Origin of the sequence: Acetobacter oeni (assembly GCF_011516825.1) — a bacterium.
Lineage (GTDB): Bacteria > Pseudomonadota > Alphaproteobacteria > Acetobacterales > Acetobacteraceae > Acetobacter > Acetobacter oeni.
Window position 1 is genome coordinate 164,743 of the sequence record NZ_WOTA01000004.1, and the last position, 13,840, is coordinate 178,582.

The 13,840-nt window shown below is 58.7% G+C and carries 16 protein-coding genes and 1 tRNA gene; 10 read left to right on the forward strand and 7 right to left on the reverse strand.

Annotation, left to right across the window (positions count from 1 at the left end; translation table 11 throughout):
- Window positions 1–36: 36 nt before the first annotated feature.
- On the reverse strand, window positions 37–753 hold the full coding sequence (locus GOB90_RS04305) for a response regulator (RefSeq protein ID WP_146888052.1): 717 nt from the start codon (window positions 751–753) through the stop codon (window positions 37–39).
- A 136-nt stretch (window positions 754–889) separates the two neighbouring features.
- Here GOB90_RS04305 and GOB90_RS04310 point away from each other — a divergent pair, with 136 nt between their 5' ends.
- The 3 genes from GOB90_RS04310 to GOB90_RS04320 all read left to right on the forward strand — a co-directional run bounded on the left by GOB90_RS04310 (window position 890) and on the right by GOB90_RS04320 (window position 3,439).
- Window positions 890–1,738, forward strand: a complete 849-nt coding sequence (locus GOB90_RS04310) for a PRC-barrel domain-containing protein (protein ID WP_173571920.1) — start codon at window positions 890–892, stop codon at window positions 1,736–1,738.
- An 84-nt stretch (window positions 1,739–1,822) separates the two neighbouring features.
- Window positions 1,823–3,085 (forward strand): MFS transporter, encoded by a 1,263-nt coding sequence (locus GOB90_RS04315; RefSeq protein ID WP_261765957.1) that lies wholly within the window; start codon window positions 1,823–1,825, stop codon window positions 3,083–3,085.
- 198 nt (window positions 3,086–3,283) lie between these two features.
- Window positions 3,284–3,439 carry a DUF3309 family protein gene (locus GOB90_RS04320; RefSeq protein ID WP_146888046.1) on the forward strand — a complete coding sequence of 52 codons (156 nt, stop codon included), beginning with the start codon at window positions 3,284–3,286 and terminating at the stop codon, window positions 3,437–3,439.
- A 134-nt stretch (window positions 3,440–3,573) separates the two neighbouring features.
- On the opposite strand, the gene GOB90_RS04325 is transcribed toward GOB90_RS04320, so the two are convergent.
- Complete coding sequence (locus GOB90_RS04325; RefSeq protein WP_146888102.1) at window positions 3,574–4,614, reverse strand: cysteine synthase A; 1,041 nt, start codon at window positions 4,612–4,614, stop codon at window positions 3,574–3,576.
- Window positions 4,615–4,804: 190 nt separating this feature from the next.
- Here GOB90_RS04325 and GOB90_RS04330 point away from each other — a divergent pair, with 190 nt between their 5' ends.
- Entirely contained in the window at window positions 4,805–5,212 is a 408-nt protein-coding gene (locus tag GOB90_RS04330; RefSeq protein WP_146888044.1) for a rhodanese-like domain-containing protein, read from the forward strand.
- Window positions 5,213–5,251: 39 nt separating this feature from the next.
- Here GOB90_RS04330 and GOB90_RS04335 read toward each other — a convergent pair whose 3' ends face one another.
- Together GOB90_RS04335 and mtnA are read right to left on the reverse strand one after the other, a co-directional pair.
- Window positions 5,252–6,166 (reverse strand): DUF2272 domain-containing protein, encoded by a 915-nt coding sequence (locus tag GOB90_RS04335; protein ID WP_373322147.1) that lies wholly within the window; start codon window positions 6,164–6,166, stop codon window positions 5,252–5,254.
- Window positions 6,167–6,340: 174 nt separating this feature from the next.
- Window positions 6,341–7,444 (reverse strand): S-methyl-5-thioribose-1-phosphate isomerase, encoded by a 1,104-nt coding sequence (gene mtnA, locus GOB90_RS04340; protein ID WP_146888042.1) that lies wholly within the window; start codon window positions 7,442–7,444, stop codon window positions 6,341–6,343.
- 553 nt (window positions 7,445–7,997) lie between these two features.
- Here mtnA and GOB90_RS04345 point away from each other — a divergent pair.
- Window positions 7,998–8,522, forward strand: a complete 525-nt coding sequence (locus GOB90_RS04345; protein WP_146888039.1) for a hypothetical protein — start codon at window positions 7,998–8,000, stop codon at window positions 8,520–8,522.
- A 94-nt stretch (window positions 8,523–8,616) separates the two neighbouring features.
- Here the strand turns inward: GOB90_RS04345 and GOB90_RS04350 are convergent, their stop codons facing one another.
- The 3 genes from GOB90_RS04350 to GOB90_RS04360 are packed head-to-tail and all read right to left on the reverse strand — an operon-like array spanning window position 8,617 to window position 10,504.
- Window positions 8,617–9,024: a flagellar protein FlgN gene (locus tag GOB90_RS04350; protein WP_146888037.1), complete on the reverse strand. Its 408-nt coding sequence runs from the start codon at window positions 9,022–9,024 to the stop codon at window positions 8,617–8,619.
- On the reverse strand, window positions 9,021–9,341 hold the full coding sequence (locus GOB90_RS04355) for a rod-binding protein (protein ID WP_146888035.1): 321 nt from the start codon (window positions 9,339–9,341) through the stop codon (window positions 9,021–9,023). Before GOB90_RS04355 ends, GOB90_RS04350 begins: the two co-directional genes overlap by 4 nt.
- Window positions 9,338–10,504 (reverse strand): flagellar basal body P-ring protein FlgI, encoded by a 1,167-nt coding sequence (locus GOB90_RS04360; RefSeq protein WP_146888033.1) that lies wholly within the window; start codon window positions 10,502–10,504, stop codon window positions 9,338–9,340. The genes GOB90_RS04355 and GOB90_RS04360 overlap by 4 nt, the downstream gene beginning before the upstream one ends.
- A gap of 145 nt (window positions 10,505–10,649) precedes the next feature.
- Here GOB90_RS04360 and GOB90_RS04365 point away from each other — a divergent pair, with 145 nt between their 5' ends.
- The 5 genes from GOB90_RS04365 to GOB90_RS04385 all read left to right on the forward strand — a co-directional run bounded on the left by GOB90_RS04365 (window position 10,650) and on the right by GOB90_RS04385 (window position 13,830).
- Complete coding sequence (locus GOB90_RS04365) at window positions 10,650–11,114, forward strand: flagellar assembly protein FliX (RefSeq protein ID WP_146888031.1); 465 nt, start codon at window positions 10,650–10,652, stop codon at window positions 11,112–11,114.
- Between the two features lie 123 nt (window positions 11,115–11,237).
- Complete coding sequence (gene dksA / locus GOB90_RS04370) at window positions 11,238–11,651, forward strand: RNA polymerase-binding protein DksA (RefSeq protein ID WP_146888028.1); 414 nt, start codon at window positions 11,238–11,240, stop codon at window positions 11,649–11,651.
- Window positions 11,652–11,755: 104 nt separating this feature from the next.
- Window positions 11,756–11,830, forward strand: a tRNA-Thr gene (locus GOB90_RS04375).
- 66 nt (window positions 11,831–11,896) lie between these two features.
- Window positions 11,897–12,283, forward strand: coding sequence for an oxalurate catabolism protein HpxZ (gene hpxZ / locus GOB90_RS04380; RefSeq protein ID WP_146888026.1), 387 nt, complete (start codon window positions 11,897–11,899; stop codon window positions 12,281–12,283).
- 113 nt (window positions 12,284–12,396) lie between these two features.
- On the forward strand, window positions 12,397–13,830 hold the full coding sequence (locus GOB90_RS04385) for an MATE family efflux transporter (protein WP_146888024.1): 1,434 nt from the start codon (window positions 12,397–12,399) through the stop codon (window positions 13,828–13,830).
- Window positions 13,831–13,840 lie beyond the last annotated feature (10 nt).

Below are 13,840 nucleotides of genomic sequence, written 5' to 3' on the forward strand. Positions count from 1 at the left end.
AGGCCGGCTGTCACAGGACAGATATATGAAAAAACCTCAGCGGCGCTCGACATCCGCCGCCAGAACATAACCGCCGCCGCGAACCGTCTTGATGAGTTGCGCGTTCCGACCGTCATCCTCCAGCTTCCGGCGCAGACGGCTGACAGCAACGTCAATCGCCCGGTCAAACGGCCCGGCCTGACGTCCGCGCAGCAGATCCAGCAGCATGTCACGCGTCAGCACACGGTTCGCACGCTCCAGCAGAGCAAGGAGCAGATCGTATTCACCACCCGTCAGAGGCACTTCCACGCCCTCGGGATTCAACAGTCGCCTGCGGGCAATCTCCAGCGTCCAGCCGGCAAAGATAATCTCGCGAACCTCACCGTTGCCCTGCTCCTGGGTCTCCGTGGCCCGCCGCAACACCGCGCGGATACGCGCCAGAAGCTCCCTGGGATTGAACGGCTTTGCCACATAATCATCGGCGCCAAGCTCCAGCCCGATGATCCGGTCCGTGTCATCGCCCATCGCGGTGAGCATGATGATCGGAATATTGGTCTGGGATCGCAGCCAGCGCGCGACATCAAGCCCCGATTCGCCGGGAAGCATGAGATCGAGCACGACAAGGTGGTAATGCCCCTGACTCCATACGCGGCGTGCCTCGCGCCCGTCACGGGCACTGGTAACCCGCATCTGATTGCGCTCAAGAAATTTCGACAGAAGATCACGAATTTCACGATCGTCATCGATGACCAGTATATGCGGTGTTTGCTCCATGGTGCATGTATAAAACAGGAATCGACCGTTGTGCAGATCGTGTTTCATTCCGTTTCACTTCGGGATGTGCCGAAGAAATAATTGTCACTCTGCGGTAAACTACCGTTTTTGAAGGTCCCGGAGACGTTGAATGGGCGTGGCTGATTCTTCCCTGGTAACACCCCGCCTCGGCGCGGTGTGTCTCGCCCTGTTCGTCGCAGTTATCTCAGGCCCCGAAGCCTATGCGGGCGACGCCGATTCTCCTCCCGCCCCGGTCGTTAATCCGTCTCTCATCAGCCCGGCCGGCACTCAGGACAATCAGCATACCGCCACACAGGGCGCTCCTCCTCCCGCGCTACCCGCCATCGATCCGTCCCGTGACGAGCCGACCGGCGATAACCCCGAGCAGTCCATCGCTCTCACCCCGCAGGAAAACGCGGCGGCCGGACCCGCGAAAAAAGACAGTCAGCCGGTCGCCGAGATCGCGTCGCTGCCTCTCGGCGGTTTGCTGGACCGGCAGGTGAGGGGAACGGATCACGGAACTCTCGGACACATCGTCGATGTCCTTATCGGCGCGGATGGACAGATCAAGGCAATCGTCGTGGATATCGGCGGGTTTCTCGGCGTCGGAAACCGGCGCGTCGCGATCGCCTGGTCTCTCCTGTCCCTGGAAGATGCCGATCCGAAATATCCGATCACCGTCCTCGCGCCGTCCGGCGTCATCAGATCAGCTCCTGCATACAATCCGGGCGAGAAGACCACGCAGATCCTCACCGGCCCCCGCACCACAGCCCCCGCGGCGGATGCGGATAAAGAAAATGAACAGAAATCCGCGTCCCCCGATACATCGCCGGATGGCCCCGTCATCGCCCCGATACGGATGACAGCGCCCCCCACGCAGGAGAAATCCTCGCCGGATTCAGGAAACCCGGAGCAGAACAAGGACACGACGCAACCGGATGCTCAGGGTCAGACACGGCCTCCGGCACACGAACACGACCGATAACCGGATCATGAAACATATTTCAGCCCGGATGACCGCCAACTCCGTCCGGAAACGCGCTCTGTCGCACCACTCATGGGCGTCGCCGTGCTGAAGAAAATACCCCGCAACAGCACATACGGCCTGGATGGTGTCAGCTTTTTCGTCGCGAACCTTCAGGCCGCCTTTGGTCCCTTCGTCGCGGTCTACCTGACCGGCGAACAATGGACCCAGGGTGAAATCGGCGTCGCGCTCAGCATCGGCTCCGTCACTGCGATGGCCTGCCAGGTTCCGGCCGGAGCCATAGTCGATGCCTTGCGTAACAAGCGCATGGTGGCGGAATTCTCAATCGTCGCGATCATCATTTCCTGCCTGATCATGGCCCTCATGCCGCAACGCCTGCCCGTCGCCATCGCGGAAATCCTGCACGGCCTGGCAAGCTGCACCCTGAATCCGGCCATCAGCGCCCTCACTCTCGCCGTCGTCGCCTCCTGGATCACGCTCAACCCGGACAAGGCAACAGGCGCACTCGGCGCGCGCTTTGGCCGCAACGCCAGTTTTGCCGCCGTAGGAAACGCCATCTCAGCCGGGCTGATGGGCGCCGTGGGCTACTGGTCATCCGCCCGCGCGACATTCTTTCTCGGTGCGATCATGGCCGCCCCGGGCCTGATCGCGCTGCGTATGATCGAGACCGTCGGAACACCCCCCGATGAGAGAGCCTCAGCCCTGGCGGAAGGTGAAACACCGCAAAAAGCACGCGGCGCCTCTCTGCTGAAACTCCTGCGTGAACCCGGCCTGTTCGCCTTCGCCCTCTGCGTCGTGTTTTTCCACCTTTCCAGCGCCGCCATGCTCCCGCTCGCCGCCGGACAGGTGACAAAAGACGCCGGACGTGCTTCCGAAATCGTCATCGCCGCCTGCATCCTGGCTCCGCAACTGCTGGGCGCTGTGCTGTCGCCCTGGATCGGACGCTGGGCCGAAACAATCGGGCGTCGTCCGGTGATGCTGGTCAGCTTCGCAGCCCTGCCTCTGCGAGGTGTCCTCCTCAGCCTGACATCCGACCCGTGGCTGATCGTGCCTGTCCAGATGCTCGACGGCATAAGCTCAGCCGCCTTCGGCGTCATGCTGCCCCTGGTCGCCGCCGATCTCACACGCCGCAGCGGCCATTTCAATCTCTGCATGGGCGTTCTCGGGCTCGCCATGGGCCTGGGAGCCAGCTTCAGCACAACGCTCGCCGGCCTCGTTGCTGACCGCTCACTGAGAGACGCCTTCCTGCTTCTGGCCGCCGCGGGCGGCTGCTGTGTCCTGCTGGTAGCACTCCTCATGGGCGAAACCCGTGAGCCCCGGAATAACGACACCCCGGCCTCCGCCTGATCAGACCTGAGAGTTATGCAGTCAGAACGTAACCAGCGCGTAGCCATGCTCCACCCGTATGGCTGAGAAAATTTCCAGCAACACTTTGAATCTGCGGGACAACTTTACCCGCCATTCCATCGTTACGAAGAGACGTCGCTGGACGGGGAAAGGACGCAAGCCTGACCCAGAGTAAAGTCAACACCGGAGATATAAACTATGCTCGGCACAATCCTTATAATTGTTCTGATTCTGATGCTCGTCGGAGCGTTGCCGAACTGGGGTTACAGCTCCGGCTGGGGATACTTCCCATCAGGTACACTGGGCACCGTTCTCATCATCGTCATCATTCTCGTGCTTCTCGGACGCCTGTAAATAAATTACTTTAAAATCAACATAGCGCATGGCTTTTCTAAGTATTTACCTCAGAAATCCGGCACTCCGCAGCATGACCCCATCATGCTGCGGAATATTTTTTAAAATCAATATCCTGTCCGAATATCCTGAACCTATCTGTCAAGCCAGGCCGGCACAGGCAGATCCTTGCTCCGCAGAAATTCAGGATTAAACAGTTTCGACTGATAGCGCGCTCCGCCGTCACACAGGATCGTCGCAATGCGATGCCCCGGGCCAAGCGTCCGCGCAACGCGAATGGCCGCCGCAACATTGATGCCGGATGAGCCGCCGACAGAAAGCCCTTCATGAATCAGCAGGCTGTAGATCTGCTCCAGAGCCTCCGGATCGGCAATGCGCTCCGCATCGTCAATAATGGCCCCTTCAAGATTGGCCGTAACCCGTGACTGACCAATCCCCTCCGTAATCGAAGACCCGCTGACAGACAGATCGCCCGACTTCACCCAGCCATACAGCCCCGAACCTTCCGGATCAGCCAGAACGATCTTCGGACGGGCGACACCAGCCGCCTCCGCCGCATCGTTAAGTCCGAACCCGATCCCCGCCAGAGTGCCCCCGGTGCCGCAGGCGCAGGTAAACGCATCGACTTTCCCGCCCATCTGCTCCCAGATTTCCGGGCCGGTCGTCAGACGATGCCCTTCGCGGTTCGCAACGTTGTCGAACTGATTGGCCCACAGCCAGCCATTTTCCTCGGAAAGACGCCGCGAGACATGCACATAGTTTCCCTGATCGCGGTAAGGCTTCGCCGGAACAAGCCGAAGATCAGCGCCGATCATACGCAGAAAATCGATTTTTTCCTGACTCTGCGTCTCCGGCATGACAATGACACTTTTGTAGCCGCGCGCATTGGCAACAAGCGTAATGCCGATCCCGGTATTTCCCGCCGTGCCTTCCACGATCGTTCCGCCCGGCTTCAGAACCCCGCGCTTCTCCGCATCCTCTATGATGGCCAGTGCCGCGCGATCCTTCACCGAACCGCCCGGGTTCATGAATTCCGCCTTACCGAAAATGTCGCACCCGGTCGCGTCGGACGCCCTGCTGAGACGGATCAGCGGCGTCCCCCCGACAGCCGCCGGCATGTCAGCCGAGGTCGTCGTCCAGCCATTGCGCGGGAGAGAGTCAGGTTCCGATGTCATCATGTCTGCCTTTCGTCCTGTTCCGTCCGGGCTAGCGCGAGTTGAGCCGGTGTGCAATTGGCCAGCTTCGTAACGCATAATCTGTATTATACGACACGGAGCGCGTAAGCTTTCATCCGGACAACAAAAACCACCGGCTGAAGACCGGCCTGCCCCGGTCGGGAACAGGTCAGAAAGGAGAAATAAAACGATGATCGAGGATGTGTCGCCGCAGGCCACATGGCTGGCTCTGGAAGAAAATCCGGACGCACAACTGATCGACGTGCGCACACAGGCCGAATGGTTCTTTGTCGGCATCCCCGAACTCTCGCGGTTAAACCGGGAACTGCACCTCGTGAGCTGGCAACTGCCCGGCGGCCTGATCAACGGACAGTTTCTTGAAGACCTGTCAGCAGCGGGTCTTACCGCAGGCCAGCCGCTCTATTTTATCTGCCGGTCAGGCGCCCGAAGCCGCGCCGCCGCCCAGGCCGTCACGGAGGCCGGTCTGGGACCAGCCTTTAACGTCGCCGACGGATTTGAAGGCCCGCTCGACGCCAGCTCGCATCGCGGTATCGCCGCCGGCTGGAAAGCATCAGGTCTGCCCTGGCGACAGAGCTGATCCGGTCCCGACCGGAACTCCGGCTCGCTTCGGGGCAGATTACTGCCCCGCGTCCGGCTCGACCTCGGCGTCATAGATCACTTCAAGCACCGCGCACCAGGGATACCGGGAATCATAGCTTCTGCCGTCAGCTGAGGCGATAGCGCCGTTCGCATCCGTCGGCACATGCGTCAGCGTCACCGCATCGTCGATATTCCCGCCAATGATGCTGAGCTGATGCCCGAACGGCGACCCGTTCTGCCCGGTTGCAACAACAAACCCGCAATGAGCCGGAAAACCATAGCGTGTCGGCAAACTCGAGAACCGCACCGACTTGCTGCCACCACGACCGGTGCAGATCAGATCCCCCAGGCGCGGAATATAGGCACCGGGATCATGCGCCCGCAGCCCCGTCGCCTGCCCGGATGCCGCAGCATTGATATAGGTCGAGTGATTGGGAGAATAGGGGAAGCGATCGTTCGCCCCGGCAACACGCATTACATAGGAAATAAACGCCGCCGACCAGGCGTAGTGCCCGTCATGAATCAGATTGAACAGGCGGCCATCCGCATCATATTTCCCGCTCCACGAAACCTCGGTCTCCTGAGGGTCCTGTCCGATCCACCAGTATTCGCCGACACGCTGCCACAAACCCGGCGCCCGCTCCGGTTTGACGCTGCCAGTCACTGGCTCCGGCCGCAGCTCAGGGTCGTCGTCATCCACCGGCATGCCAAAAAGCCGCCACTCACGCATCGCGATCGCAACGACATCCTGCCGGTTAAACGGAACGAAATTACGTGTGGCAAAATCCGGGACATGGGTGTCCCAGCCGACCGGCCCGGAGCCGGCACGATATTGCGCCATCGGCGTCTCAGCCGGGTGCTGACTGGCCAGAGGATGTGGAGCACATGCGGCGACACTGAGAGCGAGAAAAAGAACGGCAGGCTTGCGAAACACCAGATTGTCCATCCACATGGCCGGCATATGGTTCCGGCTCCACAACGTCAAGAAAGGGACACGACCGCGCGGAACGTGAATCGTGCCTTAACAACCCCTTTACCGTGTTGATATTCGGATCGAAAGAGGCGGCGCTCGCGGCGACAGGCTAAATCGCGGCGCACACAGCCGGAATACCCGGAAGTCGCTGGTTTACCGGCCTGCTTTTTCAGGAAACAGCGACCGCAGCCCTGCCGCGCTCGCCGCGCAACGCCCGCGTTCCGTAATAAGCCCCGTCACCAGCCGCGCCGGTGTCACATCGAACGCCGGATTGGCCGCCGCACTCTCACGCGGCGTAATTCTGACGGTTTCAATGCGTCCGTCAGCCGTCTGCCCCGTAACATTCGTAACTTCCAGCCCGGACCGCTCCTCGATCGGTATCTCCCGAACACCATCATTCACAGACCAGTCAATCGTCGTGGAAGGGAGCGCCACCCAGAACGGAACGTCATTATCTCTCGCCGCCAGTGCCTTGAGATAGGTACCGATCTTATTGGCAACATCTCCCCGCGCCGTCACGCGATCCGTCCCGACAATCACCAGATCAGCCATGCCATGCTGCATAAGATGACCACCCGCATTATCGACAATAACCGTATGCGGCACACCATGACTGCCAAGTTCCCAGGCCGTCAGCGCAGCACCCTGATTGCGCGGACGTGTCTCATCCACCCACACATGAACATCATAGCCCGCATCATGCGCCATATAGATCGGAGCGAGCGCCGTGCCCCAGTCAACAGTCGCGATCCAGCCGGCATTGCAATGTGTCAGAATGTTAATCCTGCCTGATTTATTCTTCTTTTTTTCAATCTTTTCAATCAGATCCAGACCATGTCGGCCAATCGCCTCGTTCTGCGCCACATCCTCATCGCAGATACGCGCCGCCTCGGCATAAGCCGCCGCAACGCGATCTTCCGGTGTAAGCGGGCGTAGTTTCGCAAGCATGCGATCAATCGCCCAGCGCAGATTGACCGCCGTGGGCCGTGTCGCCGCAAGCATGGCTGCATCGCGCTCCATGGCGGTATTCTCTGAATCCACCCGCAATGCCAGCGCGAGTCCATAAGCCGCGACAGCACCGATCAGCGGAGCCCCCCGGACCTGCATCGAGGTAGTGGCATGCGCGACCTGAGCGCATTCAGTCAGACGCAGAGTCTCAAGCGAAAATGGAAGCTTCGTCTGATCGAAAATAAGAACGTCCGTGTTGTTTTCAGGATCAACCTGAACACTTCTGTGCTGAACCCCGTTGATTTTCATGATGTCCGCACCTGTTTCTGAAAATGGATTTCCTACAATGTTAGCGTGACAGGACGATTATCGCCATAACGATGATCACACCCGCCCGCAGACAGAAGCCTGTATGAAAATGTTACGTTACAATATAAAGAAGTGTGCGCCCCTTGCATGGCGCCCGGTATTTTTATGCAGCCTTATGCGAAAATCAGGCATTTATCCGCCGACCGTCAAATAAAATAATTTCTATAATATGCTTACATACAATCGAATTTTCTAAATTTCGAATTGATATTTATCGTAATAATTACGTAGCATTCCAGTGACGCAGCTGTCGGTTTCTGTATAAGAAATGTCTGATATTGATATTGCAAAGTCGAACAGGCGTCTATATTGCTGCCGTTAATCAGGGCGATGATAGCCTCATTATAGCTTTTGCATCTGCGGCCGGCGTTCCTTATGTCTGGCGATATGGCAGCGACAGAAATTCTGGAACTATCTCAAAAAGAACCGTGAGCAGAACATAAAGTTTTGAAAGCATCTCCTCAGCGGGTGCGTGACAGAAAGAGAGTGAGTTATGGCTAAAAAACCAGCTAAAGTTACCGCAGCAGCAGCCGTGAAAAAAACCGCCGCACCGAAAAAAGCACCTGCCAGAAAGGCAGCGCCGGTTGCAGCAAAGACGGTGGCTGCAAAAAGCCGTGCACCCGCTCCGGCGAAGGCAAGAGTTGCCGCTAAAACCGTTGCAAAAGCTCCCGCTAAAACCACACGCACCGCCCGCGTGACAGAAGCAGCGCCAAAGGCAGCGACGAAACGTAAAGTCGCAGCCCCTGTGGTGAAAGCAACAACAAAGAAAGCCACCGCACCGAAGGTAGCACGGGTTAAAGCCGTCGCAGCACCAAAGGTCAGCGCCCGCGCAGCCAGCCGCAAAGAAGCCCCCGCAATCAAACTGTCGGCAGTCGAGCGTCTGCGGATCACGCAGGAAGCCCGGAAGCAGAAGCGTCTGAATCGTCTGGCGGCAGAGAAGGCAGCCACAGAACAGGCTGAAACACCGAAGCGCCAGACCCGTGCCAAAGCAACGCGCAGCAAAGCTGCCCGCAGCTGATTATCCGGCTGTTCTGACAGGCCGTTATATCAAAAGACCCGGGTGGCAAACCAGCCCCCGGGTCTTTCGCTGTTTACGGAACCCCTTGAAAATTTCAGGCGTTGTTGCGGAGAGCCCGCCCTGGCTGCCGCCGCGCCGCCACGTAACTTCCCGAATTACTGTAATTCGTTCTGGCATCCGGGCTGGGCAGCGCATTTGTAAGAAGTTTTACAATCAGCCTCTGTGCAGTCATCGCCTGCCTGAGAAGCACCCGGTTTTCCTGAAGCGCATGATCGAGCCGTCTTGCCGCCTCCGGCAACTCTGATGAACGGCAATTTGCATCCTCATCCGTTTCAGATTTACGCTCACCGACGATGTCAAGTTTGTCCAGATCCGCGAGTGCGGCTTCCTTTCGCCCCAGAAGTAACACCGCTGCCGGTATATCACCTGCTTTCAGCTGCAGGTTTTCCTCCTCGATAACATCAAGCACAGCTTCGAGAGTCTTCAGCGCCCTGGCCGTCATCCGGCGTTCTCCTGAATTTCGAGCATTTTGTGGTAAATCGATTTCGCCAGACCAAGGCCGCCCTTGCTCTCCATCTGCTTCGCCATTTCCTCAACCATCATTGGCTTAAAGGTTGATTCCCCGACACCGCCACCAAATGGCGTTTTTGAAAGATCGACAGTATCGAACATCGGCTGGAGAAGCTGCCCGATAGCCATCGCTTCAAAATCCGAGGCCGTCTTCCAGATCTTCGGATCAACAGCGGCCTCTCCCGATGTTGTCTGAGTCGATGAAACCGTTTGCGGAAGTGTCTGCGTTGCACTTTTTATGCTACTCATCTTACCTCCATATCCGCCTGCAGGGCGCCATCCGCCTTGATAGCCTGAAGAATGGAAATCATGTCGCGCGGCCCGACACCAAGCGCATTCAGCCCCGAGACAAGATCGCTCAGAGCCGGGCCATTACGGAGAATGCCCAGCTTGGCATTATTACCGTTATTGACATTGATGGATGTTCTCGGTGCGATCGTCGTCGTGCCGTTCGACATCGGTCCGGGCTGGGAGACCTGGGGTGTCTCCGTCACCTGAATCGTCAGATTGCCCTGCGCAATCGCCACAGTACTGATACGCACGTCATTACCTATGACAATCGTACCGCTGGCATCGTCGACCACCACCTTTGCAAGAGTGTCCGGCTCAACCAGCAGATCACCAATCCGGTAGAGAGTCTGCATCCGGTCGACATTGCTGAGGTTCAGTTCGATCGTACGGGGGTCCTCAACACGGGCCAGATGACCGCCCAGCGTCGAATTTATCACCTCGGCAACACGCGTCGCCGTTGTGAAATCCGGATTGCGTAACGAAAGGCGCTGAATTTTCCGGTCCACCATGTCAAGCGGAACCTCCCGCTCGACCACGCCGCCATTGGCAATATGCCCGTTGGTCGGAATGTTGTGCATGATCGAGGCCGCCGCGCCATGCGCACTAAAGGCATTCGTGGCGAGCGATCCCTGCGCCACGGCGTACACCTCGCCATCCGCCGCCATAAGCGGTGTAACAAGAAGCGTTCCACCCGTCAGATCAGTCGCATCGCCGGTCGCGGAAACAGTAACGTCGATCCGGCCCCCACCATGCGAAAAAGCGGGAAGATCCGCCGTGACCATGACCGCGGCAACATCGTGTGTCTGGAGCTGAATCTCATTGGCGCGAATATTCACACCAAGCCGGTTAAGCATGCTGACAAGCGTTTCACGCGTAAAAAGCACGTTGGTCAGCTTGTCACCTGTGCCATGCAGGCCGACCACCAGGCCGTAACCGATGAGCTGATTCGTCCGCACCCCTTCAAAGTCAGCAATATCCTTGATCCGGACCCGGGCCGCATAAGCAGGGCTGATCCCGGAAGCCACGCTGACGATTGTAAGAAAAGACGCAAGGAACGCAGAAACAAGGCGACGAAGCACCCTGGTCTGGTGAAAATTTCTTCTGCGGGGCGTGAGATTCATTCCGATGTTTGCCGCTCGTCAATGTTTTGCCGACAGACTATCGTCCCTAAGAGCAAACAATTCCTCAACAGGCAGCGCGGAACGACCTCCTTTCAGATACTGAAACGGGAAGACGCTCTGTTCCTGCTCACGGTGTGGAGACAGTATGAGCGTCGTCGGCACGATAAGCCATGTATCCCGGGCCATCACATCCCGCGCCACGCGTCGTCGCGGCACGCCGAGACTTTTTTCCGTGGCACAGCCCGACGAAACCGACAGCCTGCCGCCCGCAGGCGGCATCACAGGAACATCCCTGCTGGGCCTTCAGGAAGAAAGCGACTCAGATTTCCCGCACGAGGATAAAGTCGCCTTCATCTGGGGAGACGACACCCTGAAAACACTCAGGGCCATCCAGCTCGCCCTGCTCGAAGGCCGTTCCGCGAATAACATCCTCGAAACTCTCGAAACCATGTGCCGTGAGTCACCCCCGACATTAAATCCAGGCCTGACCGCCGCTGTCCGGGCGATTCGCGTCAGAGCCGCCGTCGAGCTGGCAAAACTGCACAAAGCGGAAGCCCGAAAAACAGCGTCCGAACACGACAGACGAAGCGACGAAGATGAGCCGGCTTAAAACCTGAATGTCCTGCCGCTCAATAAAGCTAAAGATTCGATTCGCCCTTGGCTCCGCTCCGGCCCGTCGCTATAAGCCGCGCATTCTTTCGCGGGCAGTCGCCCCGGGAAGCGGAGACAACTCATGATTACACTTCCTCCGGATTACAGACCTTCCGATGATGAAGAATTCATGAATCCCATGCAGGTCGAATATTTCCGCGAGAAGTTGCTGAAATGGCGCACCGATCTGCTCAAGGAGGCCGGGGGAACACTCGCCAGCCTTTCAGAAGGCGGGATCCATGAAGCCGATGTAACCGACCGGGCCAGCGTCGAAACCGACAGAGCACTTGAACTGAGAACCCGTGACCGCGCGCGCAAACTGATCGGCAAAATCAATCAGGCTCTCCAGCGCATCGACAATAACAGTTATGGTTATTGCGAGGAAACCGGCGAACCCATCGGTCTCAAACGGCTGGAAGCCCGTCCCATCGCGACTCTTTCCATCGAAGCCCAGGAACGCCACGAGCGGATGGAAAAAATCCACCGCGACGACTGATCCCCAAAAAGAAAACGGGCAGGGGAGTCATAAAAACGCCCCCGCCAGCAATTATAGGGCTTGCCCGCATGCCGGTGAAAATGTAGGAAGCCCCTCGTCTTAGTGCTGCTGTAGCTCAGTGGTAGAGCACTCCCTTGGTAAGGGAGAGGTCGACAGTTCAATCCTGTCCAGCAGCACCATTTTTGTCCTGAAACGTGGCACCATGTACAGCAGACCAGCCCACGAACAGGAAAGCCATCACCATCATGCTGAAAATAAATAACGCGGACGTCATCCGCGAAGTCACCGAAGCCTCAGATCGCTACGAAGCCGCCCTGATGGCAAATGACCTCAACCAGCTCGATGCATTGTTTCGTGACGCTCCGGAAACCATCCGCTACGGCATCGGTGAAAATCTCTACGGCTTCGACGAAATCGCGGAATTCCGGAAAACACGCACCGGCGGCTCGCCACAAAGAGACGTCATACGGCGCGTCGTGACCGCATATGGTCCGGATATCGCCACAGTCAATCTGGAATTCCGCCGTAAAAACAGCGAGCGAACCGGTCGCCAGAGCCAGACCTGGCTACGCACCGAAGAAGGCTGGCGCATCGTCGCGGCCCATGTCTCTCTGGTGCAATCTTTCTCCTGAAAGCACAGAGCCGTAAACCCTGCTTAAATAATGTACGCTTTTACAGAAACCACATCAGACCTCACCCCGCATACTACCGCAAAATACATAATGCCGTTGCCTGAACATAAGGCATGCCACCCGATGATCTCCTTATCTTCCGATCCGATTTCACACTCATGAGTCACGACATCCAGCCCGGAACGACCCCTGTCAGCCCCGGCGAACTCACCATCACACCAGACCGGTCTCTCACCGCCCGCTTCCTGATCTTCATGATGCCCGTCCTGCTCGACTGCGTGCTCCAGTCCGCATCCGGCACCATCGGCAACATCTATGTGGGACGACTTCTCGGCCCGGGCGACCTCGCCGCCGCCAGCTCGTTCTTCCCGCTGCTGCTGGTGCTGGTCTCCTGCGGGGTCGGCCTCGGAACCGGCGCCAGCGTTCTCGTCGGTCAATACTGGGGCGCGAATCAGACAGAACGAGCCAGAGTCGTGGCCTCCGCCGCACTCGGCGTGGGCGTCGGCATCGGCATCCTCATCGCCGCAGCCGGCCAGGTAGCCATTCGCCCGACCCTGGCGCTGTTCGGCACACCACCCGATATTCTCGACCACGCAACCCGGTATGCCGCCTCCCTCCTGCTCGGCACGCCAGCACTGGCCCTCATCATTATTTCGTCGATCGTGCTGCGCGGGGCAGGCGACAATGTCAGGCCGCTGGTGTCGATGGCCATCCAGATCGTCGCCACCCTCCTCCTGACGCCGCTCGCCATCAGCCTCGGTATGGGCCTGAACGGCGCCGCCTTCGCTGCAATCGGCGGCTGGTGCATCGCGCTGATTTTCATGGCGCTGTCACTCAGACACGCCAGGCACCCCCTGGCACCCGATGTCGCCATGTTGCGGGAACTGCTGCCGGAACGGGCAGTCCTTTTGCCCGTGCTGCGCCTGGGCCTGCCAGCCATGGTCGAGATCATGACAATGGGATTCGCGGAAATCGCGCTCGTGGGGCGAATCAATGTTTTCGGCTCAGACATGACCGCCGCTTACGGCCTGTTCATGCAAACCCTGACCTATATCGAATACCCCGGAATGGCCGTCGGAATTACCGTCTCCGTCATGTGCGCCCACGCCATCGGCGCCCGTAACGAAGCGGAAGCACGCGCCGTGCTCCGCGTCGGCTTCGTCGTCGGGCTCGTCGTGACAGGCTGCCTCGCCCTGGCTGTCACACTTGCCCCCGGCCCGGTCGCCAGCCTGTTCACAACCGACCGCCACGTCACCGAACTGGCCGCACACGCGTTCCGGGTCGTGATGTGGAGCGCCGTGCCCCTCGCGCTTGGCGGCGTGATCGGCTCGGCAATGCGCGCCAGCGGAGACGTGATCGCGCCGATGTCGATCCTGCTCGGTTGCATCGTCCTGGTTGAGCTGCCCGTCGGATATATCGCCGCACATCACTACGGCGCCTGGGGAGTCTGGCTCGGTTACCCGGCCAGCTTCAGTTCAATCTTTATCGTCACGACTGTTTACTGGGCCATACGCTGGCGAAAACGTGGTCTCGTCCCGGTTATCTGAATGCAGATCC